The sequence below is a fragment of the Paucidesulfovibrio longus DSM 6739 genome, from assembly GCF_000420485.1.
GTDB classification, from domain to species: domain Bacteria; phylum Desulfobacterota; class Desulfovibrionia; order Desulfovibrionales; family Desulfovibrionaceae; genus Paucidesulfovibrio; species Paucidesulfovibrio longus.
Genome location: NZ_ATVA01000016.1, coordinates 80288 through 105792, shown reverse-complemented (window position 1 = coordinate 105792; position 25505 = coordinate 80288). Strand labels below are relative to the sequence as shown.

General features: G+C 64.6%; 27 protein-coding genes. 16 read left to right on the top strand and 11 right to left on the bottom strand.

What is annotated here, in order from left to right; genetic code table 11:
• Positions 1 to 6 precede the first annotated feature (6 nt).
• Positions 7 to 810, top strand: coding sequence for an MBL fold metallo-hydrolase (locus G452_RS0113335; RefSeq protein WP_022662757.1), 804 nt, complete (start codon positions 7 to 9; stop codon positions 808 to 810).
• A gap of 16 nt (positions 811 to 826) precedes the next feature.
• Here the strand turns inward: G452_RS0113335 and G452_RS0113330 are convergent, their stop codons facing one another.
• The 4 genes from G452_RS0113330 to surE all read right to left on the bottom strand — a co-directional run bounded on the left by G452_RS0113330 (position 827) and on the right by surE (position 5659).
• Positions 827 to 3079 (bottom strand): DUF3536 domain-containing protein, encoded by a 2253-nt coding sequence (locus G452_RS0113330; protein ID WP_022662756.1) that lies wholly within the window; start codon positions 3077 to 3079, stop codon positions 827 to 829.
• Between the two features lie 238 nt (positions 3080 to 3317).
• Positions 3318 to 3611, bottom strand: coding sequence for a phage regulatory CII family protein (locus G452_RS0113325; protein ID WP_022662755.1), 294 nt, complete (start codon positions 3609 to 3611; stop codon positions 3318 to 3320).
• Positions 3612 to 3762: 151 nt separating this feature from the next.
• A complete protein-coding gene (gene gap, locus G452_RS0113320; protein ID WP_022662754.1) occupies positions 3763 to 4746 on the bottom strand; it encodes a type I glyceraldehyde-3-phosphate dehydrogenase in 984 nt (327 codons plus the stop codon).
• 145 nt (positions 4747 to 4891) lie between these two features.
• A complete protein-coding gene (surE, locus tag G452_RS0113315; protein WP_022662753.1) occupies positions 4892 to 5659 on the bottom strand; it encodes a 5'/3'-nucleotidase SurE in 768 nt (255 codons plus the stop codon).
• Positions 5660 to 5817: 158 nt separating this feature from the next.
• Between surE and G452_RS0113310 the strand changes: the two genes are divergently transcribed.
• The 7 genes from G452_RS0113310 (at position 5818) to G452_RS0113280 (ending at position 10840) form a co-directional block, all read left to right on the top strand.
• Positions 5818 to 6843 carry a 3'-5' exoribonuclease YhaM family protein gene (locus G452_RS0113310; RefSeq protein WP_022662752.1) on the top strand — a complete coding sequence of 342 codons (1026 nt, stop codon included), beginning with the start codon at positions 5818 to 5820 and terminating at the stop codon, positions 6841 to 6843.
• Positions 6819 to 7457 carry a dTMP kinase gene (gene tmk / locus G452_RS0113305; protein ID WP_022662751.1) on the top strand — a complete coding sequence of 213 codons (639 nt, stop codon included), beginning with the start codon at positions 6819 to 6821 and terminating at the stop codon, positions 7455 to 7457. The genes G452_RS0113310 and tmk overlap by 25 nt, the downstream gene beginning before the upstream one ends.
• 142 nt (positions 7458 to 7599) lie before the next feature.
• Positions 7600 to 8421, top strand: coding sequence for an amino acid ABC transporter permease (locus tag G452_RS0113300; protein ID WP_027189250.1), 822 nt, complete (start codon positions 7600 to 7602; stop codon positions 8419 to 8421).
• A gap of 28 nt (positions 8422 to 8449) precedes the next feature.
• Entirely contained in the window at positions 8450 to 9283 is an 834-nt protein-coding gene (locus G452_RS0113295; RefSeq protein WP_027189249.1) for a transporter substrate-binding domain-containing protein, read from the top strand.
• A 13-nt stretch (positions 9284 to 9296) separates the two neighbouring features.
• Positions 9297 to 10187 carry an amino acid ABC transporter permease gene (locus tag G452_RS0113290; RefSeq protein ID WP_022662748.1) on the top strand — a complete coding sequence of 297 codons (891 nt, stop codon included), beginning with the start codon at positions 9297 to 9299 and terminating at the stop codon, positions 10185 to 10187.
• A gap of 54 nt (positions 10188 to 10241) precedes the next feature.
• Entirely contained in the window at positions 10242 to 10493 is a 252-nt protein-coding gene (locus tag G452_RS0113285; protein ID WP_022662747.1) for a glutaredoxin family protein, read from the top strand.
• Positions 10494 to 10507: 14 nt separating this feature from the next.
• Positions 10508 to 10840: a ferredoxin-thioredoxin reductase catalytic domain-containing protein gene (locus G452_RS0113280; RefSeq protein WP_022662746.1), complete on the top strand. Its 333-nt coding sequence runs from the start codon at positions 10508 to 10510 to the stop codon at positions 10838 to 10840.
• A 79-nt stretch (positions 10841 to 10919) separates the two neighbouring features.
• Here the strand turns inward: G452_RS0113280 and G452_RS0113275 are convergent, their stop codons facing one another.
• The 6 genes from G452_RS0113275 to trmFO form a co-directional block, all read right to left on the bottom strand.
• Entirely contained in the window at positions 10920 to 11780 is an 861-nt protein-coding gene (locus G452_RS0113275) for a class I SAM-dependent methyltransferase (RefSeq protein ID WP_022662745.1), read from the bottom strand.
• A 138-nt stretch (positions 11781 to 11918) separates the two neighbouring features.
• Entirely contained in the window at positions 11919 to 12947 is a 1029-nt protein-coding gene (locus tag G452_RS0113270) for an extracellular solute-binding protein (protein ID WP_022662744.1), read from the bottom strand.
• Positions 12944 to 13711 (bottom strand): spermidine/putrescine ABC transporter permease PotC, encoded by a 768-nt coding sequence (gene potC, locus G452_RS0113265; RefSeq protein WP_022662743.1) that lies wholly within the window; start codon positions 13709 to 13711, stop codon positions 12944 to 12946. The genes G452_RS0113270 and potC overlap by 4 nt, the downstream gene beginning before the upstream one ends.
• On the bottom strand, positions 13708 to 14586 hold the full coding sequence (gene potB / locus G452_RS0113260) for a spermidine/putrescine ABC transporter permease PotB (RefSeq protein ID WP_022662742.1): 879 nt from the start codon (positions 14584 to 14586) through the stop codon (positions 13708 to 13710). Before potB ends, potC begins: the two co-directional genes overlap by 4 nt.
• Positions 14564 to 15676 carry a spermidine/putrescine ABC transporter ATP-binding protein PotA gene (potA, locus tag G452_RS0113255; protein ID WP_027189247.1) on the bottom strand — a complete coding sequence of 371 codons (1113 nt, stop codon included), beginning with the start codon at positions 15674 to 15676 and terminating at the stop codon, positions 14564 to 14566. Before potA ends, potB begins: the two co-directional genes overlap by 23 nt.
• Before the next feature lie 194 nt (positions 15677 to 15870).
• A complete protein-coding gene (trmFO, locus tag G452_RS0113250) occupies positions 15871 to 17193 on the bottom strand; it encodes a methylenetetrahydrofolate--tRNA-(uracil(54)-C(5))-methyltransferase (FADH(2)-oxidizing) TrmFO (protein ID WP_022662740.1) in 1323 nt (440 codons plus the stop codon).
• 51 nt (positions 17194 to 17244) lie between these two features.
• On the opposite strand from trmFO, the gene G452_RS0113245 reads away from it, so the two are divergent.
• The 5 genes from G452_RS0113245 to G452_RS0113225 all read left to right on the top strand — a co-directional run bounded on the left by G452_RS0113245 (position 17245) and on the right by G452_RS0113225 (position 21363).
• Positions 17245 to 18225, top strand: coding sequence for an ABC transporter ATP-binding protein (locus G452_RS0113245; protein ID WP_022662739.1), 981 nt, complete (start codon positions 17245 to 17247; stop codon positions 18223 to 18225).
• Positions 18218 to 19186: an ABC transporter ATP-binding protein gene (locus G452_RS0113240; RefSeq protein WP_027189246.1), complete on the top strand. Its 969-nt coding sequence runs from the start codon at positions 18218 to 18220 to the stop codon at positions 19184 to 19186. Before G452_RS0113245 ends, G452_RS0113240 begins: the two co-directional genes overlap by 8 nt.
• A 27-nt stretch (positions 19187 to 19213) precedes the next feature.
• Entirely contained in the window at positions 19214 to 19771 is a 558-nt protein-coding gene (locus G452_RS0113235; protein ID WP_022662737.1) for an HD domain-containing protein, read from the top strand.
• Between the two features lie 105 nt (positions 19772 to 19876).
• Entirely contained in the window at positions 19877 to 20650 is a 774-nt protein-coding gene (cbiQ, locus tag G452_RS0113230; protein ID WP_027189245.1) for a cobalt ECF transporter T component CbiQ, read from the top strand.
• Complete coding sequence (locus G452_RS0113225; protein ID WP_022662735.1) at positions 20647 to 21363, top strand: energy-coupling factor ABC transporter ATP-binding protein; 717 nt, start codon at positions 20647 to 20649, stop codon at positions 21361 to 21363. Before cbiQ ends, G452_RS0113225 begins: the two co-directional genes overlap by 4 nt.
• A 20-nt stretch (positions 21364 to 21383) precedes the next feature.
• Here the strand turns inward: G452_RS0113225 and G452_RS0113220 are convergent, their stop codons facing one another.
• Positions 21384 to 21743 (bottom strand): winged helix-turn-helix domain-containing protein, encoded by a 360-nt coding sequence (locus G452_RS0113220; protein ID WP_022662734.1) that lies wholly within the window; start codon positions 21741 to 21743, stop codon positions 21384 to 21386.
• 152 nt (positions 21744 to 21895) lie between these two features.
• Here G452_RS0113220 and G452_RS0113215 point away from each other — a divergent pair, with 152 nt between their 5' ends.
• Genes G452_RS0113215 through G452_RS19560 form a run of 3 tightly spaced genes read left to right on the top strand, consistent with a single transcriptional unit; the run spans position 21896 to position 25501 of the window.
• Positions 21896 to 23323 (top strand): MATE family efflux transporter, encoded by a 1428-nt coding sequence (locus tag G452_RS0113215; protein WP_051142066.1) that lies wholly within the window; start codon positions 21896 to 21898, stop codon positions 23321 to 23323.
• Entirely contained in the window at positions 23292 to 24188 is an 897-nt protein-coding gene (locus G452_RS0113210) for a DUF2156 domain-containing protein (protein WP_022662732.1), read from the top strand. The genes G452_RS0113215 and G452_RS0113210 overlap by 32 nt, the downstream gene beginning before the upstream one ends.
• 2 nt (positions 24189 to 24190) lie before the next feature.
• Entirely contained in the window at positions 24191 to 25501 is a 1311-nt protein-coding gene (locus G452_RS19560; protein WP_022662731.1) for an alkaline phosphatase family protein, read from the top strand.
• Positions 25502 to 25505: the final 4 nt, after the last annotated feature.

Here is a 25505-nt window from a genome sequence, read left to right as displayed (position 1 = left end):
AACGGCATGCGCACGCGGTTGACCTTTCTTTGCGACAACGAGGCCGCGCCGGGCCTGGGCTCCGAATGGGGCCTGAGCGTCGCGGTGAAAACGATAGACGGATCGCTCTGGCTCTGGGACACGGGCCAGAGCGATCTTTTTCTGCGCAATGCGCAAGCTCTCGGAGTGGACCCGGCCCTGGCGACGGGACTCGCCCTTTCCCACGGCCATTACGACCACACGGGAGGGCTTCGCGCACTGCTTGCCGCCGGATTCAAGGGCCGCATCCTGGCCCATCCCGAAGCGGGAAGACCGCGCTACAACCACGGCAAGTCCGTCAGGGACATCGGCCCGCCCGCGCCCCTGCCCGACTTCGAAGCCGTGGCCGACACGCGTGAGCTTTCGCCCGGGCTGCGCATGTTCACGAACATTCCGCGAAGGCCGGACCTCTTTCAGGCGGTACGGGGGTTCAGCTACGACCCGGAAGGAAAACTGCCGGACCCGGTGCCGGACGATGCGTTCCTGCTTTTGGAAACGCGTTCCGGTCCGGTGCTGCTGCTGGGCTGCTGCCATTCCGGGCTGGAAAACAGCCTTCTGCACCTGCGGGACATGCTCGGGCTGGACAGGCTGCACGCCGTTGTAGGCGGACTGCATCTCTTCAACGCGGACTCGGCGGAGTGGGAGCGTGTCGCTGCAACGCTTGAGGATTTCGGAGTGCGGCGGCTGGCCGTGGGCCATTGCACCGGGAGCAAGGCCGCCGACTACCTCGAAGAAAGGCTTGATTGCGAAGTGCTGCGCACCCGTGCGGGATTGCGAATCGAATTCGACTGAACCCCGGATCGGCCATTCAACGCCGAATGCTCACGGCCTCGGCCAGAGCCGCATCGACCCGGTGCAGCCCCTGCTCCCAGACGTAGTTCTGCACGCCCCAAAGGTCGAGCTGAAGCCCCGCCTTTTTGCAGCGGGCAAGCATCTCCAGCAATTCTCCCTTGTCCATGCTCCCGCTGGACAGCCGGTCGAACATTTCCCGTCCGAAGCGCTGCTCCAGCCAGGTCCGCGCGGGATGATGCGCTCCCACCTCTCTCAGATAGTTCACGAAGTCGGGGATATCCGCGCCGATCCCCTGCCAGGCCAGGGCAACGACGAGCGCGGGCCAGCGCGCCGCCCACAAGGGCGCGAGTTGCGGCGTGTTCTGGTGCGCGCGATATTCCAAAAAGAGGCGCGCCTCCCGGGTCTGGCTCTCCAAAAGGGCGCGATCCTTCCTGCCCATGCGCTCCAAGGCCTCGAGAACGGTTTCCTGGCGCATCTTCCAGTGCAGTTCGCGCGGCCGCACGGTTTCCTCGCCCTGACCGCAGTCCACGGCCAATTCCCCCGCGAAGAAGTCCTGCATGTCTGCGTCGCGCCATCGCCAAAGGCAACGCCTGGCCTCGCCCGGAACCATTCCTGCATGGCGGAAGCGCACCAGCGCGGTTCCGGCCAATTCCGCGTTCGGCTCCTCCCTGCCCCTGCCGGATCGGGCCACGGACACCTGCGCGCCGATCCATTGGGTCACGGCCTCGCCGCCCGGCTCCGGCAACTCCCCCTTGGCCCGCAGCTGCATCAGTCCCAAGGCCACGAGCCGGGCAGGAGTCTGACGCCGGGAACGCACCTCGCGTCCGTACAGATCCACCCCATCCACGTACCGTTCGTCGTTGGGTCTGGCCTGGCGCAAATGTTCCAGCAACAACGGCTCAAGGTCCGGCCCGCCGGCGTTGCGGCAACATTCCATCGCACGCAAACAAAACGCCAGGGCATTGCGCGGCTCCACGCGTGCGAGATCGTCGAAGAACCAGGCGCAGCTCGCGAACATGGCAAGGCCGAACCGCTGCATTTCCAGCAAGTTCCAGCATATTTCAACTTTCTCCAGAGAAAGTCCCGCATTGAACTGCTGGCGCTGAAACTCTTGTGATTCCACGCCGTGAGCCAAAAAAAGGCCATAGGCCAGCAGGGCCTTTTCCGGTTCTCGAAACAGTGCCGCGCCCGCCTCGTAATAGTGACGGTCCAGCTCGGACTTGATCGCGTTCAAGCCGTCCCGCAACGGTCCCCGCCAGCGCTGGTTGTAGCCGGGGTGGCCGCCGTCCGTGCACCCGCAATCCGATCGCCAGCGCTCAACGCCGTGAGCGCAGCTCCAGGAGGTGGCCTCGCGCAGGCGCACGCGCTGCGCCGGAGGATTCGCCGCGAGATAGGCCGAATAGTTGGTCAGGCTCCAGCCCTCCCGCCCGTTGCGGGCTTGTTCCAGAACATAGGCCAGGGCCATTTCCCCGAAGCGGAAATGATGGCCGTACGTTTCGCCGTCCGTGCCCAGGCTGAGCAGCCCGCCCGCCCCCTGGCTGGAGAGGCGGTTCCAGAAACGCTCGCCGTCCGCGAGCAGACCTTCGAAGGCCACGGCCTGCGACAGCGGACCGTTGTAGAAGAAAACCGAAATATCCCGGCCAGAAGGAAGCTCGACCCTGTACGGCCGCCGCACGTCCACGCCGCCCTCGTTCACGGCGCGCCACTCCCCTCCCGGCTCGGCAACGGCCTCGGCCTGGTGCGGAGCGAGAATCGTGAAGCGCAGGCCCATCTCGGCCATGATTTCCAAAGTGGAGGTATCGACGGCGGCTTCGGACAGCCACAGGCCTTCGGCCCTCCGGCGGAATCGCGCCTCGAAGTCATCGAGAGCCCAGGCGATTTCCAATCGACGGTCCTGATTCGAAGCCAGAGGGAGAATGGCGTGGTGATACACCTGGGCCATGGCGTTGCCGTGGCCCCAACGCTCCAGCGAACGGCGGTCCGCTTCCAGCATGCGCGCATAGACCTGGGGAGCCCGGCGTTCAAGCCAGGAGAGCAGCGTGGGGCCGACATTGAAATTCATCCACTCGTAACAGTTGACGATTTCCATGATCCGGCCCTGATCGTCCAGCCGTCTCGCAAAGGCCAGCGGCGCGTAGGACTCGTCGAGTATGCGCCGGTTCCAGTTCACGGCGGGCGCTGCGGTTCCTTCCGGTAAAATGCACTGCAACCAGGGGTCTTCACGGGGCGGCTGATAAAAATGACCATGAATGCAAAGAAGTCCGCTCATGCAGGTCTCCGGTTGCGGGGTTGGCGTCGAGGCTGTCTGAAATCTGCCTCAAAGCTCTCGGCAAGTCCACTCCCTCCGGCAAAATGCAAGCCCGGCCATGGCCGAAGCCATGACCGGGCTGAATGAATCCCGGCACCTCGGGACAACGAATCGATTACGACGGCGGAGCCGAAGTCAAAGACTCGGAAACGTCCCGCGAAGCCGGGAACGCCCTTGCGAGCCGAGAATCAGACGACGCTCAAACGCTGGCACCCGGCCGGAAGATCTTGACCGCCCTCTCCGCAGAGGAGCTTTCGGGAACGAGCCGATATCCCAATTGCTTGGCGATGAAGGCCAACGGCCTCGGATCCCTGGTCACGCGCATGATCTCCATGAGGGTCTCGACCCCCAGCTTGGCGCGCATGTCAAAGGGATTGAGCTCCCTGAGCAGCGTGGAATAAGGTTTGCCGAGACGCTCGGCGATTTCCTTGGCTTGCATTTCGCCGCCCAGCACCGTGTCCTGCACGACCTTGGTCACATCCTTGGGATACATCTGGTCTTCCCCCCTAGGGTTTACGGTTCTAGGTGAGAAATTATCAGAGATTGCGTTTCTGCGTCAACAAGATCGGATCTTTTTTAGGTCATAAAAAAACCCGCCGGAACCACTCCGGCGGGTTGTATGACTTTTTTACGGATAAAAAAGTTTAGATCATGCCCCCGACCTTGCGCATCAGGCGCAGAAGCTGGTTCGTAAAGCCCGCCTCGTTGTCGTACCAGACAATGAGTTTGAGCTGCGTGCCGCCGAACACGGCGGTCAGCGGAGCGTCCACGACGCCGCCGTAGGTGGAGCCCATGAAGTCCATTGAGACGAGGGCTTCCTCGGTGTAGCCCATGTGTTCGTTGGCCGCGGCCTTGAGCACGGCGTTGACCTCTTCGACGGTGGTCGGCCGCTCCAGCTCGACAACGAGGTCCACCAGGGAGACGTTGGGCGTGGGCACGCGCACGGAGAGGCCGCCAAGCTTGCCGTTCAGCTCCGGGATGACCAGGCCCACGGCCTTGGCCGCGCCGGTGCTGGTGGGGACCATGTTCACGGCGCAGGCGCGGGCGCGACGGATGTCCTTGTGCGAGCCGTCCAGAATGCGCTGGCTCATGGTGTAGGAATGGACCGTGGTCATCTGGCCGTGGCGGATGCCGAAGGTGTCGTTGATGACCTTGGCCACCGGAGCCAGGCAGTTGGTCGTGCAGGAAGCGTTGGAGACGATCTTGTGCTCGGCCTTGAGGTCCGCGTCGTTCACGCCCATGACGATGGTCTGGTCGGCGTTCTTGCCGGGTGCGGAAATGACGACCTTCTTGGCCCCGCAGGCGAGATGCTTCTCGCAGCTCTCGCGGTCGGTGAACTTGCCGGTGCTCTCCACCACGAGGTCGCAGCCGAGGTCGCCCCAGGCCCATTCGCCCGGAGCGTTCCGGGTGACCTTGATCTCGCGTCCCTTGACCTTGAAACCGGCCTCCGTGGGCTCCACGTCCATGAAGCGGCCGTGCACGGAATCATATTTGAGAAGATGGGCGAGCTGCTCGTTGCTCGCGCGGGCGTTGACGGCCACCAGTTCCAGGCCGGTCTCCTCAGCCATAAGGCGGGTCAGGTAGCGCCCGATGCGGCCAAAGCCGTTCAATCCAACCTTAACAGCCATTTCCACTCTCCTTTACCCTATGGGATCATACGCTGATAGCGGAACATCGCCCGCGCGACATTCCCGCTTTGTATTGCATGTTCCTGCGCCGCTCGCGACCAGGAATCCTGTCCGATCATATCTATATGCCGCCCCCGGCGCCGCGTCAACGCCCTGAGCGTCCGTGCATGCGCTCGCCGAGCAAAGCCAGGGTGTCCCTGTCGTTGAAATCGAAATGCAGCGGCGTCAGGGTCACATACCCCTCGCTGAGCAGCGCGCGGTCTCTGTCCGGGCTGATGGAATCCTGCGGAATCTCCCCCTCCAGCCAGTAGTAGGGATTGCCGCGAGGGTCCGTGCGCTCCACGTACCAGTCGTTGTAGGCGGCGCGGGTGTGCAGGCAAAGGCGCAGGCCCTTGTGCTCGGCAAAGGGGCAAGCCGGGAAGTTCAGGTTCAGGAGCGTCTTGGCGGGAATCTCGCTCCAGGGGACTTCCGGAAGCAGTCCCACGGCGAAGCGGGCCTGCTCGCGCAAATCCCTGACCTTGAAATCGTCCATGGACACTGCCATGGCGGGCAACGACATCAGCGCCGCCTCGGTTGCGGCCGAGACCGTTCCGGAGTAGACGATGTCCACGCCTACGTTGGCCCCCTTGTTGATGCCGGAAAGCACGAGGTCCACCGGCTCCCGGACCAGGGTGGTCAGGCCCAGCTTGACGCAGTCCGCCGGGGTGCCGTGCACGCCCAGCCCTGAAAAGCCGTCCTCGCGAAATTCGTGCACCCGCAGCGGGGTGTGGAAGGTGATGGCGTGGCCCACCGCGGATTGCTCCGCCACGGGAGCCACCACCCGAACCTCGTGGCCCGCCTCGACAAGAGCCGCATACAGGGCGCGCAGCCCGTGAGCCTGAATGCCGTCGTCGTTGGTCAGCAAAATCCGCATGCGCACCTCTTCGGCTTTCGGGTCCGGTCCGGCCGAAACCCTCATTGATCCCGGCATGGTTTGCACCCTGCGGGGAAATCGCGTACATCATCCTGGCGGCGAAACGCCGCCCCGCACCAGCGGCGTACTGCATCACCGTTCCAATGGCAAGAGAGAGCATGGAAAAGAACATATATGTCCGCGACCTTTGCCCCGGAGACACGATCCGGGACGTTTTTCTTCTGGCCGAGGCGCAGCGCGCCCAGGCACGCAACGGGCCTTACTGGCGACTGGTTCTTCAGGATTCGAGCGGCCGCGTGGACGCCATGATCTGGAGTCCCTTGAGCGAACACTACGATCGCCTTGAGCCCGGCATGTTCGCCGAGGTCGGGGGGCAGGTCGGCAGCTTCAAGGACAAGCTCCAGGTCAAGGTGGAGGCCCTGGCCCTGCTCAACGGAGAATCACCGGACCTGGGCGACTTCCTGCCGCGCAGCCAGACCCCGCCGGACGAACTGCTGGAGGCGCTTGAAGACCTCGTGCTCGAGCACATCACGCACAAGCCGCTCAAGGCCTTTGTGCGCCGAGTGCTCAAGGACGACGAAATCCGCCCCAGGCTGCTGAACGGCATGGGCGCCAAAGTGGTCCACCACGCCTACGTGGGCGGCCTTCTGGAGCATACCCTGGGCGTGGCCCGGCTGTGCATGTCCTCCTGCGACCTCTATCCCCGGCTCGACCGGCAGATACTGCTCGCAGGGGCCATTTTCCACGATCTCGGCAAGGCCTGGGAAATGACGGGCGGACCGGAAAACGGCTATACCGATGCGGGACAGCTCCTGGGACACATCGAACTCGGCCTGGAAATCCTGGGCCCGTTCTTCGCCAAGGCCCGCGACCTGGAGCCGGAACTGATCCTGCACCTCAAGCATCTCATTCTCAGCCACCACGGCGAGCACGAGTACGGCGCTCCGGTCCGGCCCAAAAGCGCCGAAGCCTTCGTCCTGCACCTCGCGGACATGATGGACTCGAAACTGAACATCATCAGCGGGGCCGTGGACCAGCTCGAACAGACCGAAGGCCCGGCCTGGACCCCGTACCAGCGTTTCCTCGAACGCGCCGTGTTCCTCCCCGTGCCCACGCCGGACACCAACAACCAGCGCAAGAGCGACAGCCCGGAGAACCAATGTTTCTTACCTTTGAAGGGATAGAAGGCACCGGCAAGTCCACCCAGATCCGCATGCTCGTCAACTACCTGGAGCAACGCGGCAAGGAACACCTCGTGACGCTGGAACCGGGCGGCAGCCGCATCGGGCGGGAGCTGCGGCGCATGCTCCTGCACCTGGAGAGCCGGGACATCACCCCGGAGACGGAACTGTTCCTCTACCTGGCGGACAGGGCCCAACACGTGGCCCAGGTCATCCGCCCGGCCCTGGCGCGCGGCAAGGTGGTCATCTCGGACCGCTTCGCGGACTCCACCGTGGTCTACCAGGGCTACGGTCGCGGCCTGGAACCCCGGCTCCTGCACCAGCTCAACGAGGTGGCCGTGGCCGGTTGCTGGCCCCACGCCACCATTCTCCTGGACATCGAACCGGAAAGCGGCCTGAACCGCGCCATGGCCCGCAACCTGCGCGAGGGCAAGGCCGTGGAAGAAGGCCGGTTCGAGGCGGAAAGCCTGGAATTTCACCGCCGCGTGCGCGAAGGATATCTGACATGGGCCTCGCTGCACCAGCAGCGCATCCACGTGGTGGACGCGGCTCCGGGACCGGACGAAGTCTTCGAATCCATCCGAACTATAGTGGACCGCCTCCTGGCCCGCCCCTAGGAAAGCCGAACCGCATGAAGGCAGTTACCTTTCAGTAACTGCCTTTTTCTTTTTATTCTTTGGTTTTTTCCTGCCGCTATGCTATTGGCTGTTCGTAGGGCGGCAGCCGATATCGGCTCAATCCGCCGCCCACCCGACATCTATGAACAACGCCACCTCCAGATTGATGCAGCGCGGCAAGCGAGCCGCCCTCGTCGACCTGGGCAAGTTTCTTGTCCTCGTCGCGCTGCTGGCTTGGTTCGTGGCGCGCGGAACCGAACAGCTCGGCTACAACTGGCAATGGTACCGTATTCCCCGCTTCCTGTATTATTTCGAAAACGGCTCGCTCCATGCGGGCCTGCTGCTCCAGGGGCTGGAAGTCACGCTGCGCATCACCGGGGCCGCCTTTGTCCTCGCCTTCGTCTTCGGGCTGGTCACGGCCATGTTCCGGCTCTCCTCCTCGTTCATGGCCAATGTCCTGGCCCGCTTCTACCTGGAGACCATCCGCAACACCCCCCTGTTGATCCAGCTCTTCTTCGCCTATTTCGTCGTCGGCCCCATCCTCGGCATGAGCGGCTTCTGGGCCTCGGTCCTGGCGCTTTCGCTGTTCGAGGGAGCCTACGCCTCGGAGATCTTCCGGGCGGGCATCGCCTCCATCGACGACGGGCAATGGGAAGCGGCCGAAAGCCTCGGCGGCGGCACCTGGTTCACCTACCGGGAAGTCATCCTGCCCCAGGCCGTGCCGCGCATCGTCCCCCCCCTGGCGAGCCAGGCCGTGTCGCTGGTCAAGGACTCCGCCCTGGTCAGCACCGTCGCCGTCTACGACCTGACCATGCAGGGCCAGTCCATCGTCTCGGACACCTTTCTCACTTTCGAGGTCTGGTTCACCGTCGCGGCCATCTACCTCGTCCTGACCCTCGGATTGAGCGGCCTGATCTCCCTCATCGACAAACGCCTCAAAGGCGATTGGAACCATTCCGTCTGAACGTCCAACAAATCCAAGGAGGATGAACATGACACTGTGGCAGACCACCCGAATGGGCCTTACGGCCCTGATCGTCATTCTGGGACTCGCCAGCGCCGTGTGGGCCGGAGATGCCCGGCAGGAACTGGCAAAGACCAGCACCCTTGAGCAGGTCATGCAGCGCGGCGTGCTCAAGGTCGGCTTCTCCACCTTCGTGCCCTGGGCCATGAAGGATAAAAACGGCGATTTCGTCGGCTTCGAAATCGACGTGGCCCGCCGCCTCGCGGACGACATGGGCGTCAAGGTCCAGTTCGTGCCCACCAAGTGGGACGGCATCATCCCCGCCCTGCTTTCCGGCAAGTTCGACATCATCATCGGCGGCATGGGCATCACTCCCAGCCGCAATCTGAAGGTCAATTTTTCCAGCCCGTATGAATTCACGGGCATGTCCGTCGTGGCCAGCCGACAGGCGGCCCCCGGCAAGAGCTCCCTGGCCGACTTCAACTCGCCCGACGTGACGGTGGCCGTCCGCCTGGGCACCACGGCGGAAAAGGCGGCCAAGAACTTCCTGCCCAAGGCCCAGCTCCGCCAGTTCAGCGACGAGGCGGCCTCCATCCAGGAACTCCTCAACGGCAAGGCCCAGTGCCTGGTGGCTTCCAATCCCCTGCCCCGCAACCTGGCCGCCAAGTATCCGGACCAGCTCTACCTGCCCATGCAGGAGGACTTCACCCGCGAGCCCATCGGCTTCGCCGTCCGCAAGGGCGATCCCGACTTCCTCAACTATCTGAACAACTGGATTCGCGTCGCCAACGCCGAAGGCTGGCTCGACGCCCGCTTCACCTACTGGTTCAACGGGGAAGAGTGGAAGTCCCTGGTGGAATAGGGACGGTCCCGCATTGCGCAATCGCAAACTCAGGGTGACGCCCCTGGATGCGGCGGTCCTGCTGCTGCTGACGGGGGCGGCCCTCGCTTTCGGCTATCGCGTGGCCGGAGACCTGAACTACCGCTGGGACTGGTCGTCCATGCCGCACTACCTGCTGCGCTGGGACGCCAAGGAGCAAACCTGGCGCGCGGGACTGCTGCTCCAGGGCCTGTTCGTGACCCTGCGCCTGAGCGTGCTTTCCGGACTGCTGGCGACGCTCTTCGGCATGGTCATGGGGCTGTTCCGGACCAGCCGCAGCCCGCTGCGGCAGATGATCGGCGGGGCCTACGTGGGACTCGTCCGCAACACCCCGCCCCTGGTCCTGGTCTTCGTCTTCTATTACTTCCTCGGCGACCAGATCATGGCGGCCCTGGGCGTGAACGACCTCGTCTACACCCTGCCGAAACACGTCCAGAGCGCACTCGAATTCGCGCTCGGCCCTGTGGAGCAGATTCCCGCGTTTCTCTCCGCCGTGCTGACGCTGGCGCTCTTCGAAGGTGCCTACATCACGGAAATCGTCCGGGCCGGAGTGGAATCCGTGGAAAAAGGGCAGTGGGAAGCCTCCGCCGCGCTGGGGTTCAGCCGCTGGGGAAGGCTGCGCCACGTGATCCTGCCCCAGGCCCTGGTGCGCATGATTCCGGCCCTGGCCGGGCAGTTCATCTCCACCATCAAGGACTCGGCCATCGTCTCCATCATTTCCATCCAGGAACTGACGTTCGCGGGCCAGGAACTCATGGCCGCCACCTACCGGACCTTCGAAATCTGGACCCTGGTGCTCGCCCTCTACTTCGCCATGACCTTCCCGCTTTCCCTGGGAGTGCGCGCCCTGGAAGGACGCATGAACAAATTCAGAAACGGGCTTTGACTTTTTTCAACAAAATATCCATGCTGTAAAAAAGCGAGAACAATCGGAGGTTCCATGCCGAACAAAATCGAATTCTACGGCCTCTCCACTTGCATCCACTGCAAGAAGGCCCTGCAATACCTGGAAGAATGCAATGTTGCCTGTGACCCCGTGTTCGTGGACAAGCTCGAAGGCGAGGAACGCAAGGAAACCATCGCCAAGGTCAAGGAACACAATCCTTCCGTGTCCTTCCCCACCCTGGTCATCAACGGCAAGGTCGTGGTGGGCTTCAACAAGGACAAGATCGACGACGCTCTCGAAAAATAGCCGCGAGGAGACTCATGGACGCCAGGCAACTTTACGAAGCCCTGAAAAAGATTCAGGAACCCAAGGGCTATTACTTCAACGAAGACATGAGCATGACCATGCCGCTCATGGAGAGCCTGTTGGCCAACAAGCAGCGGTACGGCTACATGGCCTGCCCCTGCCGACTGGCCAACGGCGAGTTCGAGGACGACAAGGACATCGTCTGTCCCTGCGTCTACCGCGAGCCGGACGTGGAGGAATTCGGAGCCTGCTTCTGCGGCCTGTACGTCTCCAAGGACTGGAACGAAGGAAAGATCGAACGGAAGGTCGTGCCCGAACGCAGGCCGCCCGAAAAGATCAAGTGGTAGCCGAGCCGCGCATCGACGCGAAAAAGGGCCGCTCCCGTTCGGGAGCGGCCCTTTTTCGCGTCGGGAAACCTGGAAAGCCTCAGGCCTGCCAGCGTGCCCAAAGCGAGCGCGGCAGAATCTTGGGACCGGAAGTGTGGCGCAGGGCCAGTTCGCCGATGCTCAGCCGCCCGCCCTTGCCTTCCAGGGCGTCGGTGAGCAGGTTGTTGAGCATCAGGGCCGAGGCGTCCGTGTTGTACATGGTCAGGATCAACAGCCGGGCACGGTCCGAGAGCAGCTGCGCGCAATCGGCCAGCAGCTCGGCCACCTGGGCCTCCACCTTCCAAAGCTCCTTGCGCGGGCCGCGCCCGAAAGCGGGCGGATCCAGCAGGATGGCCTCGTAGCGGTTGCCCCGACGCACCTCGCGTTTGACGAACTTGAGCGCATCGTCGAGCAGATAGCGGATATTCACGTCTCCCAGCCCGGAAATCTCATGGTTGCGGCGCGCCCAGGCCACGGTGGGCTTGGAGGCGTCCACATGCGTGGCGTCGAACCCGGCCCGCGCGGCGCAGAGCGTGGCCACGCCCGTATAGCCGAACAGGTTCAGCAGCTTGGGCTTGCCGTCCTTTTCCGGCTGTCCGAACTCGCGCAGGCTCCGCCAATGGGGCCACTGCTCCGGAAACACGCCCACATGCTTGGACGTTTCCGAGAAGCGGCAGAGGATCTCCATCCCGTCCAAATCCAGAGTCCACTCTCTGGGTGCGCCGGGCTTGAAGCTCCAGGACCGATCATCGTGCACGGCCACGGCCTTCGCCCACTCCCGTTCCGGCAGTTCCGGCTTCCACCAGGCGCGGGGTTCCCCGCGCACCAGCAGCACGTCGCCGAAACGCTCCAGCTTGCGCTGGTCCCCGGAATCCAGCAATTCGTACTGGTCCCACTCGCTGAACAAGACTTGAATCTGCACTCTGTCCTCCGGGCCAGAACATGGCCCAGGTCGCGTTCAAAAGCAATCTCCGGCTGCCGGCCGGACAAGAAACGGCGGGAGGGTCCGAAAACCGCTCCCGCCGGAAACGACACGATGGCGGACGCCGTTGGTCCGGCTCTATTGCCCGGCCTTGAGCATGTGCCAATACTTCTCGTAGACGAGAATGGCCTCGCCCACGTCGTTCTGGAACTCGGACCGGGCCACGACCTCGTCCGGCGGGAAAATCAGCGGGCTTTCGCGCAGCTCCGCAGACAGCAGCTTGACGGCCGCCTTGTTCGGCGTGGCGTAGCCGTATTCCACGCAGCACTGGGCCGCGATGTCCGGGCGCAGCATGAAGTTGATGAAGGCGTGAGCGTTGTCCACGTTCTTGGCGTTCTTGGGAATGACGAAGTTGTCCATCCAAAGCAGGCCGCCCTCCTTGGCCCAGACGAACTTGAGCGTGTCCATCTCGCCCAGGGCCTGGTAGGCTTCGCCGTTCCAGATCATGCCTCCGGCCACCTCGCCGCCCAGGTAGGCGGACTTGGGGTTGTCCGAATTGTAGACCAGCACGTTCGGAGCCAGGGTCTTGATGACCTCGTAGGCCTCGCGGATGTGCTCCGGATCGGTTTCGTTGACGGAGTATCCCTTGAGCAGCAGGCCGATGCCCAGCACGTCGCGCAGGTCGTCCTGGAGCAGCAGCTTGCCCTTGAGCTGGGGGCTCCAGAGCCAGCGCCAGGAGTCCATGCCCTCGGCGGAAACCATCTCGGTGTTGGCGATGATGCCGGAGCCGCCCCAAAGATACGGGACGGAATACTCGTTGTCCGGGTCATACGGCTTGTTCAGGAACTTCGTGTCCAGGTTCGCGAAACTCGGGAGCTTGGAGCGGTCCAGCGGCAGGAGCAGTCCTTCGCGGCGCATCTTGTTCACGAAATATGTGGAGGGCACGACCACGTCGTAGCCTTCGCCGCCCAGGAGCTTGACCTTGGCGTACATGGCCTCGTTGCTGTCGTAGGTGGTGTATATGACCTTGATGCCCGTCTCTTCGGTGAACTGGTTCAGAACCGCCTCGGGCACGTATTCGGTCCAGTTGTAGACGTAGACCTCTCCTCCGGCCGAGGCGAGGCCGGGCAGCAGGGCCAGGCAAAGCGCCAAAAGCAGTTTCTTCATTTCTTTCTCCTCAAGAGCAGTTGCGAGGTGAAAACGACCACGACCGTCAGGCCGAACATGATCGCGGACAAGGCGTTCACGTCCGGCTTCACGCCCAGGCGCACCATGGAATAGACGCGCAGGGGCAGAATGTCGAAATCCGGTCCGGTGACGAAAAAGCTGATGATCACGTCATCCATGGACAGGGTGAAGGAGAGCAGCCAGCCCGCGAGCACGGCCGGAGCGAGCATGGGCAGCAGCACGTGCCGGAAGGCCCGGAACTCGCCCGCGCCCAGATCCTGGGCCGCCTCGATGAGATGGTTGTCGAAGCCCGCCAGCCGCGAATGCACGGTCACGGTGACGAAGGGCAGGCAAAAGGTGGTATGCGCGAGGAAGAGCGTCAGAAAGCCGGGCTTCAGCCCCATGCACATGAACAGCACGAGAAAGGCAACGCCCATGACGATGTCCGGGGAGACCATGACCACGAAGAGCGCGGACTGGAGCAGGCGCTTGCCCTGGAAGCGGTAGCGATAGAGGGCCACGGCGGCGAGCAGGCCCAGGGCCGTGGCTGCGGTGGCCGAAAGGAAGGCCACGGTGAAGGTATGGACCGCGGCGTCCATGAGCTGGCCGTTGGCCAGGAGCTTGCCGAACCACTTCCAGGTGAAGCCCTTCCAGGTCACCGAATACTTGGAATCGTTGAACGCGAAGACCACCAGCACCACGATGGGCAGGTAGAGAAAGACGTAGACGGGCAGCAGCCGCACAAGTCTCCAGAGCGCGCTCATGCCTCGCCCCCCTCGAACCCGTTGCTCCTGCCGTTGCGGCGGATGCGCTTCGCGCTGAGATGGTAGGCCAGCAGCAGCGCGGCCATGAGCAGGGTCAGCACCACGCTGGCCGCCGCGCCCACGGGCCAGTCGCGCGCCACGAGGAACTGGTCCTTGATGAAGTTGCCCGCGATGACGTGCTTGCCGCCGCCGAGCAGGTCCGGAATGTAGAACATGCCCAGGGCGGGCAGGAAGACCATCATGGACCCGGCGATGATGCCCGGCGTGGTCAGGGGCACGGTCACCCGGATGAATCCCTGGAACCTGTTCGCGCCGAGATCCCTGGCCGCCTCCAGCAGGCTGTTGTCCAGCTTCTCCATGGAGGCGTAGAGCGGCAGGATCATGAACGGCAGCAGGGTGTAGACAAGGCCGATGAAGATGGCGGCTTCGGTGTAGAGCAGCGACACGGGCTCGCTCGACAGCCCCAGAGCCATGAGCGTCATGGACACCAGCCCGTTGGCCTTGAGCATGAAGACCAGGGCGTAGGTGCGCAGCAGCGAGTTGGTCCAGAAGGGAATGATCACGAGCAGCAGCAGGAAATTCTTGGCGCGCGAGCGCATCCGCGCCAGGGCGTAGGCGAACGGATAGCCCACCAGGAGGCAGAGCAGGGTCGCGCCGGAGGCGAGATAGACCGACTGCCAGAGCACGTCCAGGAAGACCGGCCCGGCGATGCCCGCGTAGCCGTCCAGGGACGGCTGGAGCGCCACGAAGGATGCCTCGTCCCGCGTCAGAAAGCTGGTCGCGAAGATCAGCAGAAAGGGCAGCACCGCAAAGACGCCCAGCCAGAGGGCGGCTCCGCCGATGGAGATGCGCCTAAACAGGTTCGTCGTCCTCATGGGGCAGAACCACCTCCCATCCGTCGAACCAACTGACGAAAACCCGCTCCCCGGCCTGGAAATTCATCTTGTCCGCGTCCTCGTCGAAGAACTCGGTCACAAGCAGCTCGTTGCCGCTGTCCAGGCGCACGATCATGTCCCAGGTGGACCCCTTGTACACGGTTTCGGATATGAGTCCGGGCAGCCAGAGCTGGTCGTCCCCCTCCGGCGCGACCCGCTCCACGAGCAGATCCTCCGGCCGCAGCAGGACGCGGATGCGGTCGCCGGGCTTGAAGCCCCGGTCCGAAGCCAGGTCGCACTTGCGGCCCTCCACCAGCGCGTGCAGGGTTCCGCCCTCGCTCTGCCCGGCGAATCCCTCGAAGATGTTCGTCTCGCCCACGAAACGGGCCACGAACATGTTCACGGGCTGTTCGTAGACCTCCACGGGCGCGCCGACCTGCTCCACCCTGCCCTGGTTCATGACCACCACGCGGTCGGCCATGGAAAAGGCTTCTTCCTGGTCATGGGTCACGAAGACGAAGGTGATGCCGAGATCGCGCCGGAGCTGCTTGAGTTCCATGCGCATCTGGGTGCGCAGCTTGTAGTCGAGCGCGCTCAGCGGTTCGTCGAGCAGGAGCACCAGCGGCCGGTTGACCGAGGCGCGGGCGATGGCCACGCGCTGCTGCTGGCCGCCGGAAAGGCTGCTCGGCCGACGCTGGGCCATGCCCACGAGACCGACCATGCGCAGGGCCTGGGCCACGCGCTCCTCGATCTCCGCGGGCGGCGTCTTGGCCATGCGCAGCCCGAAGGCCACGTTCTCGAACACGGTCATGTGCGGAAAGAGCGCGTAGCTCTGAAAAACGGTGTTGACCTTGCGCCGGTTCGCGGGGACGCCGTTCATGGAACGGCCGTCGATGAAAACGTCCCCCTGGTCCGGGGATTCGAACCCGGCGATGAGCCTGAGCAGCGTGGTCTTGCCGCAGCCGCTCGGCCCAAGGATGGTCAGGAATTCTCCGTTATGGATGTCGAGAGAGACATCCTGGAGGACGGTTTCACCATCAAAGGTCTTGGAGACGTGCTCCAGGCGGATCAAAGGCCGTTCTTTCGACATGGCCCCTCCCCTCGCGATGAAGTCCGCCCGTGCGCGTGCGCAATCGATGGCGTCGGGGTTTCGTCTACAATCTATCGGCATAAAAGAAAACCCCGCCGGAAGCCGCGGGCCGCAAAAAGGCGCAAAAAATATCTCGCACCCTCAGGGCAAAATCCGCAACCGGCGGGATCAACAGAACTTTCACATTTCCGCAATCAAGCGGTCCGCAGACGCCAATCCGCGAAAGCCTCCTGGCCCCGCTTGGCGTACAGCTCCTTGCGCATCTTCTTGGGCGCTTTCTTGTTCAGGGCGGGCATCAGGCCGAAATGCACGTTGGAGGGCTGAAACCGCTTGGCCGGAGGAGCGGCCAGATGCGCCAGCAGGCCGCCGAGCGCGGTCTCCGGCGGCGGGGCGGGAAGCTCCGTTCCGTTCAGCTTCGCGGCCAGCTTGAGTCCCAGCCAGAGGCCGCAGGCCGCGGATTCCACATAGCCCTCCACGCCCGTGATCTGCCCGGCGAGCCAGACGCCGCGCCGCGCCTTGAGTTCCAGGCCGTCGAGGACTTCGGGAGCATCCACGTACGTATTGCGGTGGATGGAGCCGAGCCGCAGGAATTCGGCCTGCTCCAGGCCGGGGATCATGCGGAAGACGCGCTTCTGCTCCGGATAGGTCAGCTTGGTCTGGAAACCGACGAGGTTGAAGGCGGTTTTCTCGCGGTTCTCCGCGCGCAGCTGGACCACGGCAAAGGGCTGTTCCCCAGTGCGCGGGTCGGTCAGGCCCACGGGCTTGAGCGGACCGAAGGCCAGGGTCATCTCCCCGCGCTCGGCCATTTCCTCCACGGGCAGGCAGCCCTCGAAATGAATATGCTGCTCGAATTCGTGCGGCTTGACCTTTTCTCCGGCGACCATGGCCGCCACCAAAGCCTTGTACTCGTCCTCGGTCAGGGGGCAGTTCAGGTAGTCCGAATCTTCCAGCCGATAGCGCGAGCCCCAGAAGGCCTTGTCCATATCGATGGAATCAAAGGACACGATGGGAGCGATCGCATCGTAGAAATACAGCTTCTGCCCGCCCACGAGGGCAAGGAGGTCGTCGGCGAGGGGCTTCGAGGCCAGCGGTCCGGCGGCCACGACCACGGCGGCCGCTCCGGCGAGCCGCCCGTCGTCCAGGCGCTCGATCTCCTCGCGCACCAGCTCTATGTTCGGATGGTTTTCGATGATCTCCGTCATGCGCGCGGAAAACACCGCCCGGTCCACGGCCAGGGCCTTTCCGGCAGCGACCCGCGCCGCCTCGGCCACGTCCATGACCAGGCTGCCCAGGGCGCGCATTTCCTGCTTGAGCAGGCCCACGCCCGTGGCGGGCTCCTCGGACCGCAGGGAGTTGGAACAGACCAGCTCGGCCAGTCCGGGATTCTCATGCGCTTCGGAAAAACGCTTCGGCTTCATTTCGTACAGGCGGACCTTTTCTCCGGCCTGGGCCAGGGCATGGGCGCATTCGCACCCGGCAAGCCCCCCGCCGATCACCGCCACCCAACGTTCGTGCATTGTCGTCTCCGGCTTTTTTCCGTATATACCCGCAAATGCAGGACAGCACCAATGGCTGATACGATTCTCGACATTCGCGGGCTGACCACCCGCTTCGCCACGCCGCGCGGCGTGGCCAAGGCGGTTGATACAGTGAACCTCGCCGTGGGGCAAGGGGACGCCCTGGCCCTCGTGGGGGAGTCCGGCTGCGGCAAGACCGTGCTGGCCCTGTCCGTGCTGGGCCTCGTGCCCGACCCGCCCGGCCGGGTCACGGACGGCCAGGCCCTGTTTCAGGGCCGCGACCTGCTGGCCATGTCCGAAACGGAACTCCGGAGCGTGCGCGGCAACAAGATTTCCATGATCTTCCAGGAACCCATGACTTCCCTGAACCCGGTTTTCCGGGTCGGACGACAGATCGCCGAGCCCCTGATGCTGCACCGGGGCATGAGCGAACGCCAGGCCCTGGAGCGCGCGGAAGACCTGCTCGCCCAAGTGGGCATCCCCAATCCGCGCGTACGCGCCCGGGCATTTCCGCACGAGCTTTCCGGCGGCATGCGCCAGCGCGTGATGATCGCCATGGCCCTGGCCTGCGAGCCGGACCTGCTCTTCGCGGACGAGCCGACCACGGCCCTCGACGTGACCATCCAGGCTCAGATCATGGACCTGCTGGCCGAGGTGCGCGAACGCACCTGCGCTTCGGGCGTGCTCATCTCCCACGACCTCGGCGTGGTGGCCGGGTTCTGCAACCGCGTGGCCGTGATGTACGCGGGCCGCGTGGTGGAGGAAGCCGCGACAACGGACCTCTATGCCGAGCCGCTGCACCCCTACACCCAGGGGCTCTTCCGCTCCCTTCCCCGCCCGCCGGGACCGGACGAGCGCCGCGCAAAGCGGCTCGAACCCATTCCCGGCACGGTGCCGGGCATTTTCGACCGCCCCGGCGGCTGCACTTTTCACCCCCGCTGCGACAAGGCTTTCGACAGATGCCCCCTGGAAGAACCCCCTTTGTTCGACCTCGGCTCCGGGCGCAAGGCCCGCTGCTGGCTGCATGAATGACCCGGAGGACGGCTTGCTGCTCGATGTCCGCGACCTGAAGAAGCATTACCCGGTGCGCGGGGGCCTGCTCGGCACCCGCCAGGGCCTGGTGCGCGCCGTGGACGGCGTGAACCTGACCCTGCACGCGGGCGAGACCGTCGGCCTCGTCGGCGAATCCGGCTGCGGCAAGTCCACTCTGGCGCGCCTGATCCTCGGCCTGGAACGGCCAACGTCCGGGGATATCCTGCTCAAGGACAGGCCCCTGGACGAATGGGACCGCAAGGAACTGCGCCGCACGGTGCAGATGATCTTCCAGGATCCCTACTCCTCGCTGAATCCCCGCTGGAAGGTGGGGTCCATCGTGCGCGAGCCACTGGACATCCACGGAATCGGCGATGCCGGGGAGCGCCGCGCCAAGGTCGCCGAGACCCTGCGCCGCGTGGGACTGAACGAGGACGATGCGGGACGCTACCCGCACGAGTTCTCCGGAGGCCAGCGCCAGCGCGTGGCCATCGCCCGCGCCCTGCCCCTGGAGCCCGATCTCGTGGTCTGCGACGAGCCGGTTTCCGCCCTGGACGTGTCCATCCGCGCCCAGGTGCTCAACCTGCTGGCGGACCTGCAACAGGAATTCGGACTGACCTACCTGTTCATCTCCCATGATCTTTCCGTGATCGGCCACCTCTGCGACCGGGTGGCGGTCATGTATCTGGGCCGCATCGTGGAGCAGGCCCCGCGCGGCGCATTTTTCGCGCAGCCCCTGCACCCCTACGCCCAGGCACTGCTCACGGCGGTTCCCGTGCCCGACCCCGCAGCCGAACGACGCGCCGCGAGCCTCACCGGCGACCTGCCGAGCCCGCTGAACCCGCCGTCCGGCTGCCCGTTCCATCCGCGCTGCCCCCGCGCCATGGACGTCTGCTCCCGGAAGGAACCCGAATTCCGGGAAATCGAACCCGGACGGCACGCGGCCTGCTGGCTCTACTGACACCTCAGCATCACCAAAGGAGTGCGCATGATTTCCCGCGAAGAAGCCCTCGAACTGGTCACGACCCACAGCGCCGACCCGCACCTCGTTCCCCACGCCCTTGAAACCGAGGCGGTTCTCCGCGCCCTGGCGGTTCGCCTGGACCAGGATCCGCAGCTCTGGAGCCTGACCGGACTGCTCCACGACCTGGACTACTCGGCGACCAAGGACACCCCGGAAAAGCACGGCCTCGTCACTTGCGAGATGCTCGCGGACCGGTTGCCCGAAGAAGCGCTGAAGGCCATCCGCGCCCACAACGGAGAGTGCACCGGCACCGCGCCGGAATCCCTGTTCGACTACGCCTTGCGCTGCGGGGAAACCGTCACCGGGCTGATCCACGCCAACGCCCTGGTGCGGCCCGAAGGCATGGACGGCATGAAGCCGAAAAGCCTGAAGAAGAAGATGAAGGAAAAGGCGTTCGCCGCGAACATCAACCGCGACAACATCCGCGAGTGCGAAAAGATCGGCCTGGACCAGGGAGAGTTCTTTCAAATCGCCATCGACGCCATCGCGCCTTTGGCCCCGGAAGTGGGCCTCGTGAAGTAGCGCCCCGCGCGGATCGTCCGGTTGCACGAATTCGTGCGATGTGGCACAGTCCGCCGGACGCGGCTTCCAGGCATGGCCGCGCGCAACCTCAGCCGGGACAAACACTTGAGCGCCATTGAAGAACCTTTTGCCCAGGGCGATTCCGCCCTGCACCGCCGCGATCCCGGCCTGAAGATCCTCTCCGCAGTGGCTTTCAGTCTTCCGGCGGCCATGGTCCAGGGGCTGCCGGCTTCCGGCGCCTGCCTTGCCCTGGGCGCACTGCTGGCGCTGCTGGCGCGGCTGCCGCTCCTTCCGCTGCTGCGGCGGCTCTGCGTGGTCGGGCTTTTCGTAGGGTTTCTCTGGCTTTTCCTGCCCTTTTCCCTGCCGGGCGAGGCGGTCTTCAGCCTGGGACCGCTCACGGCCACGCGCGAGGGCCTCCGGCTCTGCCTGCTGCTCACGGGCAAAAGCTTCGGAATAGTGCTCGCGCTCACGGCCCTCCTGGCGACCATGCCCATCACCGCCCTGGGCCAGGCGCTGCAACGGCTCGGCCTGCCGGAAAAATTCTGCCTCCTGCTGCTCTTCACCTGGCGCTACATCGCGGTCATCCGGCAGGAATACCTGCGCCAGCACCGCTGCGTGCGGGCGCGCGGCTTCAAGCCCCGGACCAGCCTGCACACCTACCGGACCTACGCCTGGCTGGTGGGCATGCTTCTGGTGCGCAGCTGGGACCGGGCCGAGCGGGTGCACCAGGCCATGCGCTGCCGCGGATTTTCCGGCCGCTTCCACAGCATCGTCCGCTTTTCGCGCAGCAGCGCGGACTGGTGGCTCCTGATCTCCAGCCTCTGCGCCGGAGCGGGGCTTCTCGCTCTCGACATCGCATCCCGCCGGGGAGGAATATGAACCCGATCATCGAGCTGAAGAACGTGACCAGCGGCCATCCCGGCCGGGAATCCATTCTCGACGGCCTGGACTTCCGCCTGGGGCGGGGCGAGCGCGTGGGGCTCATCGGCCCCAACGGCTGCGGGAAAAGCACCCTGCTGCACACGATCATGGGGCTGGTCCCCCTGCGCGGGGGCGAGGTGCGCCTATTCGGCGAGCGGACAGCCACGGAAGCGGAATTTCACAAAGCCCGGCTGCGGCTTGGCTTTCTCTTCCAGCACGCCGACGACCAGCTCTTCAGCCCCAGCGTGCTCGAAGACGTGGCCTTCGGACCGCTGAACCAGGGCCTGCCCCGCGAGGAAGCTCTGGCCGTGGCCCAGACGACCCTGGACGAACTGGGGCTGCGCGGATTCGAAGACCGCGTGCCCTACAAGCTTTCCGGCGGAGAAAAAAAACTGGCGGCCCTGGCCACGATCCTGGCCATGAAGCCGGAAGCCCTGCTGCTGGACGAACCCACGACAGGGCTGGACAAACGGACCAAAAGCAGGATCCTGGAGATACTCAAGAGCCTGGAAATCGCCTTTCTCGTGGTTTCCCACGAACCGGATTTCCTGACCGAGGTCACGGATACGCTGGTCAACCTGCGGGACGGCAAGGTGCATGCCGTCGACGCGACCCCGCACGTGCATGTGCACGTGCATCTGGGCGGCGAAGAGCCGCATCGGCACGACTGAGTCGAAGCGCGCCCCCGCGATCAGATCTTCGGACGCAGCTCTTCGGGGAACAGCTCGGCTGCCCGCCTGCGGGCGAAGTCCTCGACCTCCTTTTGCCAGCGTTGCCAGGACTCCAGAATCTGTCTGCCGAACGGAGTCAGACTGTAGCCTTTTCGCCCTCGGACATGCTCCACGAGGCTTCTGCCGATGCGTTCCTCGGCCTCGCGCAGCCTGCCCCAGGCCCGGCGGTAGGACATGCCCAATTCCGCGGCAGCCTTGTTCAGCGAGCCGAGTTCGTCGATGAGCTGCAACATATGCATGGTTCCGGGGCCGAACAGGGCGCCTTCTCCCTTCTGCTCCAGCCACATGCGCATCTTCAATGAGGTTTTTCCGTCGTTCATTTCGCCTCCCGGTAGCGCACAGACTACCCCGAAACCGGGACTGGCGCAACGATGTGAATTGTATTACGGCTTCGCCCCTTGGCAAATCGCCATGAGTTGCTATGATATGCTTCGGCCCGAAAAACACCGGAGCCGGAAGCCAGAGGAAGCCCATGCCCCCGCAGATTGACGACGAACTCGAACGACACCCCTACCGTGTGATCTGGCACCTGGCCTGGCCCCAGGTGTTGATGATGCTGTTCCATTTTCTGATCGGCGCGGTGGACGTGAAGGTGGCGGGCATGATCAACGCCGAGGTCCAGGCGGCCCTCGGCATGATGACCCAGCTTCTGGTCTTCTTCCTGGTGGTGGCCATCGCCATGTCCAACGGAGCGGTGGCGGCCATCAGCCAGTCGGGCGGCGCGGGCAAGACCCTGCGGGTGCAGCGCTACACGGGCCTGTGCGTGCTGGCGGCCCTGGCCCTGGGGTTGGCGCTGCTGGCGGCGAGCTTCCCCCTGCGCGGGCTGCTGCTGGACGTGCTTCAGGTCCGCCCCGGCATGGAGGCCACGACGCGCTTCTTCCTCGAAGTCTACCTGCTCTCCGTGCCGAGCTACTACCTGTTGACCATCACCAACGCCATCTTCCGCGCACAAAAGCGGGTCATGTTCCCGCTCTATACGATGATGCTGATCACCGCGCTCAACGCGCTGGGCGATCTGGCCTTCGGCCTGGGCATGTTCGGCTTTCCGGCCCTGGGCTACCGGGGTCTGGCCTGGGCCACGCTCGGCGCTGTCAGCTTCGGCGCGCTGCTCAACCTCTTCATGCTTGGCCGTCTCGGCCTGCTCAAGGCCCGCAGCTTCGCGCCCTGGCGCTGGGTGCGCCGCGCCTTTCCGTACCTCGTCAAGGTGGCCGTGCCGAGCGGCATGCTCTCCGCGGTCTGGAACACGGGCTACCTGATCCTCTTCGCCCTGACCTCGAGCCTGCCCGTGGGGTCCGACGGCGCGCGCAACGCCCTGGCCGGCCTGACCGTGGGCAACCGCATCGAGGCGCTGCTCTTCATGCCCGCCATGGCCTTCAACATGACGGCGGGCATTCTCGTGGGCCATTACCTCGGCGCGGGACGGGCCGACCTAGCCAAGCGCTACGGCTACCGGGTTCTGGCCATCGGCATGATTTCCGTGTCTCTCGTGACCCTGCTGCTCTGGCAGTTCATCGGCCCGGTCACGCAATATTTCGCAGCGGACGCGGGCGTGCAGTCCGAAGCCGTGAATTACCTGATGTGGAACATGCTCGCCATCCCCTTCACGCTGGTGGCCATGATCATGACCGGAGCGCTGAACGGAGCCGGAGCGTCCCTGTACACCTTCATGGTCATGGGCGGCTCCATCTGGCTGATCCGCCTGCCCCTGGCCTGGCTGCTCGGCCACCACCTGCTGGAAGGCCCGACGGGCATCTGGATCGCCATGCTCGCGTCCCAGGCCGCCGCCGCTCTGGCCGTGCTCTGGGTCTACGCCCGCAAGGACTGGCCGCGCTTCAGCATGATCAAACCTCAACCCCGCAGAGTACCCAATGGAACTCCATTTCGACAAACCACGCATTGAACAAGCCGATGAGTACAACCGGATTCTGGCGACCTGTCCCCAGATTCCGACTTCGGACTACGCCTTCGCCAACATCTTCGGCTGGGCGGAAAAATACGGCCTGGAACTGGCCATGAGCAACGGGCTGGCCTGGATTCGCCAGACCCTGCCCGAAACCGTCTACTGGGCTCCGCTCGGCGCGTGGGAAAACTACGAGTGGACCAAGTGCTGCATCGTGCCCGAACTCGGCCGCTTCACCCGCGTGCCCGAATACCTCGCCCTGCTCTGGGAAGAGAAGTTCGCCGGAGCCATCGAAACCAAAGAATGCCGCGAGCATTGGGATTACATCTACAACGTGCCGGAGCTCATCGAGCTGCGCGGCAACCGCTTCCATAAAAAGAAGAACTTGCTCAAGCAGTTCGTGAAGCTCTACGACTACGAATACTCCCCCCTCGGCCCGGAATGCGTGGAGGAGGTGCTGGAAATGCAGGAGGAATGGCTGCGCTGGTTCGAGGAGCACAATCCCTCGGACGCGCTCAAGGCCGAAAACGTGGCCATCACCCGCGTGCTCCAGCAATTCGACCAGATCAAGGGCCTCACCGGCGGAGCCATCCGCGTGGACGGCAAGGTCGTGGCCTATACCGTGGCGGAGCCCGTGTCCGACGAATCCATCGTCATCCATTTCGAGAAGGGCAACACCGCCTACAAGGGCGTGTATCAGGCCATCAACCAGATGTTCCTGGAAGCCCAGGCCAGCGGGTATCTCTACGTCAACCGGGAACAGGATCTCGGCGAGGAGGGGCTGCGCAAGGCCAAGCTTTCCTACAACCCCGCCTTCATGCTCAAGAAGTACGAAGCGGTGTTCCCGGCGGGAGGGGCGGCCTAGGCATGGCCGAACGCCCCCGGCTGCTGCTTCTCGGCCTGGACGGGCTGCCCCTGGACCTTGCCCGGCGTCTTGCGGCGGAACTGCCGAACCTGGGGCGCATCGTTCCGGACGCCGTCACGGTCGAGGCCGAACTGCCGGAGCTGTCCCCCGTGAACTGGACGTCCCTTGCCACAGGCAAGGGACCGGAAGAACACGGGATATTCGGCTTTTCCAGACTCGACCCGCAGACGTTCCGCATCGGCGTGGCCAGCGCCGCGGACGTGGCCTGCCCGACCATCTTCGACAGGCTGGGAGAGCGCGGACTGGTCAGCCGGGTCGTGAACCTGCCCAACACCTACCCGGCCCGGCCCCTGCGCGGCATGCTCGTGGCGGGATTCGTGGCCGAGCAATGGGAGCGGGCCGTGTACCCGCCTTTTCTGGCCTCGGCTCTCGAGGGCTACAAGCTGGAGGCGGACACCAGCCGGGGCAGCGCGGACCCGGCCTTCCTGCTGGACGAGCTGCGGGCCACCCTGGCCTCGCGGCGCCGCGCCCTGGCCCTGCTCTGGCCCGACCTCGACTGGGATCTCTTCGTCTTCGTGCTCACGGAAACGGACCGGCTGTTCCACTTCCTCTTTCCGGCGCTGACCGATCCCGCGCACCCCTGGCGCGGTCCCTGCCTCGAGCTGCTGCGCGAGTGGGATCTGCTCATCGGCGAGACGCTGGACCGCTGGGAAGCGCTGCCCGGTTCCAAGCGGCTCATGGTCGTGGCGGACCACGGCTTCACCGCCCTGCGCACCGAGGTGGACCTCAACGCCTGGCTCCGGCAGCAGGGCCTGCTGCGGCTCGCAGGCGCGCCCGCCGACGAATGGGACGCTTCCGTGGTGACCCCCGATTCCGCGGCCTTCGCCCTGGATCCGGGCCGCATCTACCTGAACACGGCGCAGCGCTTTCCGCGAGGCACCCTGCGCTCCGAGCAGGCCCGAAAGCTGCTGCCCGTCGTCAGAAGCGGACTCGAGAACTTGACCTTCAAGGGGGAGCGGGTCATGGAAAGGGTGTTCACCGGCGAGGAGCTTTACCCCGGCCCAAGGCTCGACCGCGCCCCGGATCTCGTCTGCCTCGCCCGGCCCGGTTTCGACTGCAAGGCCAAGTTCGACCGCGAGGACGTCTTCGGAACCTTCGGACGCACGGGAGCGCACACTGCGCACGGAGCCATCTTTTTCGACAGCGAAGGCTTCCGGCCCGCGCGCATGCGCGACGCCGGAGCGGAAATACTTCGTCATTTCGGGCTGCATACAGACCGGCCCGGCACGCGACCCGACGCCTTCTTGATCTGAACGC

Bases quoted from the DNA above. Each gene is read 5' to 3' on its own strand.
- G452_RS0113225 (WP_022662735.1), top strand. From the start codon at position 20,647: ATGAACCCGATCATCGAGCTGAAGAACGTGACCAGCGGCCATCCCGGC.
- G452_RS0113240 (WP_027189246.1), top strand. From the start codon at position 18,218: ATGAATGACCCGGAGGACGGCTTGCTGCTCGATGTCCGCGACCTGAAG.
- potA (WP_027189247.1), bottom strand. From the start codon at position 15,676: ATGTCGAAAGAACGGCCTTTGATCCGCCTGGAGCACGTCTCCAAGACC.
- G452_RS0113310 (WP_022662752.1), top strand. From the start codon at position 5,818: ATGGAAAAGAACATATATGTCCGCGACCTTTGCCCCGGAGACACGATC.
- G452_RS0113235 (WP_022662737.1), top strand. From the start codon at position 19,214: ATGATTTCCCGCGAAGAAGCCCTCGAACTGGTCACGACCCACAGCGCC.
- trmFO (WP_022662740.1), bottom strand. From the start codon at position 17,193: ATGCACGAACGTTGGGTGGCGGTGATCGGCGGGGGGCTTGCCGGGTGC.
- G452_RS0113325 (WP_022662755.1), bottom strand. From the start codon at position 3,611: ATGTATCCCAAGGATGTGACCAAGGTCGTGCAGGACACGGTGCTGGGC.
- G452_RS19560 (WP_022662731.1), top strand. From the start codon at position 24,191: ATGGCCGAACGCCCCCGGCTGCTGCTTCTCGGCCTGGACGGGCTGCCC.
- G452_RS0113300 (WP_027189250.1), top strand. From the start codon at position 7,600: ATGAACAACGCCACCTCCAGATTGATGCAGCGCGGCAAGCGAGCCGCC.
- potB (WP_022662742.1), bottom strand. From the start codon at position 14,586: ATGAGGACGACGAACCTGTTTAGGCGCATCTCCATCGGCGGAGCCGCC.
- potC (WP_022662743.1), bottom strand. From the start codon at position 13,711: ATGAGCGCGCTCTGGAGACTTGTGCGGCTGCTGCCCGTCTACGTCTTT.
- G452_RS0113335 (WP_022662757.1), top strand. From the start codon at position 7: ATGCGCACGCGGTTGACCTTTCTTTGCGACAACGAGGCCGCGCCGGGC.
- G452_RS0113330 (WP_022662756.1), bottom strand. From the start codon at position 3,079: ATGAGCGGACTTCTTTGCATTCATGGTCATTTTTATCAGCCGCCCCGT.
- tmk (WP_022662751.1), top strand. From the start codon at position 6,819: ATGTTTCTTACCTTTGAAGGGATAGAAGGCACCGGCAAGTCCACCCAG.
- G452_RS0113210 (WP_022662732.1), top strand. From the start codon at position 23,292: ATGGAACTCCATTTCGACAAACCACGCATTGAACAAGCCGATGAGTAC.
- G452_RS0113280 (WP_022662746.1), top strand. From the start codon at position 10,508: ATGGACGCCAGGCAACTTTACGAAGCCCTGAAAAAGATTCAGGAACCC.
- G452_RS0113215 (WP_051142066.1), top strand. From the start codon at position 21,896: ATGCCCCCGCAGATTGACGACGAACTCGAACGACACCCCTACCGTGTG.
- surE (WP_022662753.1), bottom strand. From the start codon at position 5,659: ATGCGGATTTTGCTGACCAACGACGACGGCATTCAGGCTCACGGGCTG.
- G452_RS0113245 (WP_022662739.1), top strand. From the start codon at position 17,245: ATGGCTGATACGATTCTCGACATTCGCGGGCTGACCACCCGCTTCGCC.
- G452_RS0113270 (WP_022662744.1), bottom strand. From the start codon at position 12,947: ATGAAGAAACTGCTTTTGGCGCTTTGCCTGGCCCTGCTGCCCGGCCTC.
- G452_RS0113295 (WP_027189249.1), top strand. From the start codon at position 8,450: ATGACACTGTGGCAGACCACCCGAATGGGCCTTACGGCCCTGATCGTC.
- G452_RS0113285 (WP_022662747.1), top strand. From the start codon at position 10,242: ATGCCGAACAAAATCGAATTCTACGGCCTCTCCACTTGCATCCACTGC.
- gap (WP_022662754.1), bottom strand. From the start codon at position 4,746: ATGGCTGTTAAGGTTGGATTGAACGGCTTTGGCCGCATCGGGCGCTAC.
- G452_RS0113220 (WP_022662734.1), bottom strand. From the start codon at position 21,743: ATGAACGACGGAAAAACCTCATTGAAGATGCGCATGTGGCTGGAGCAG.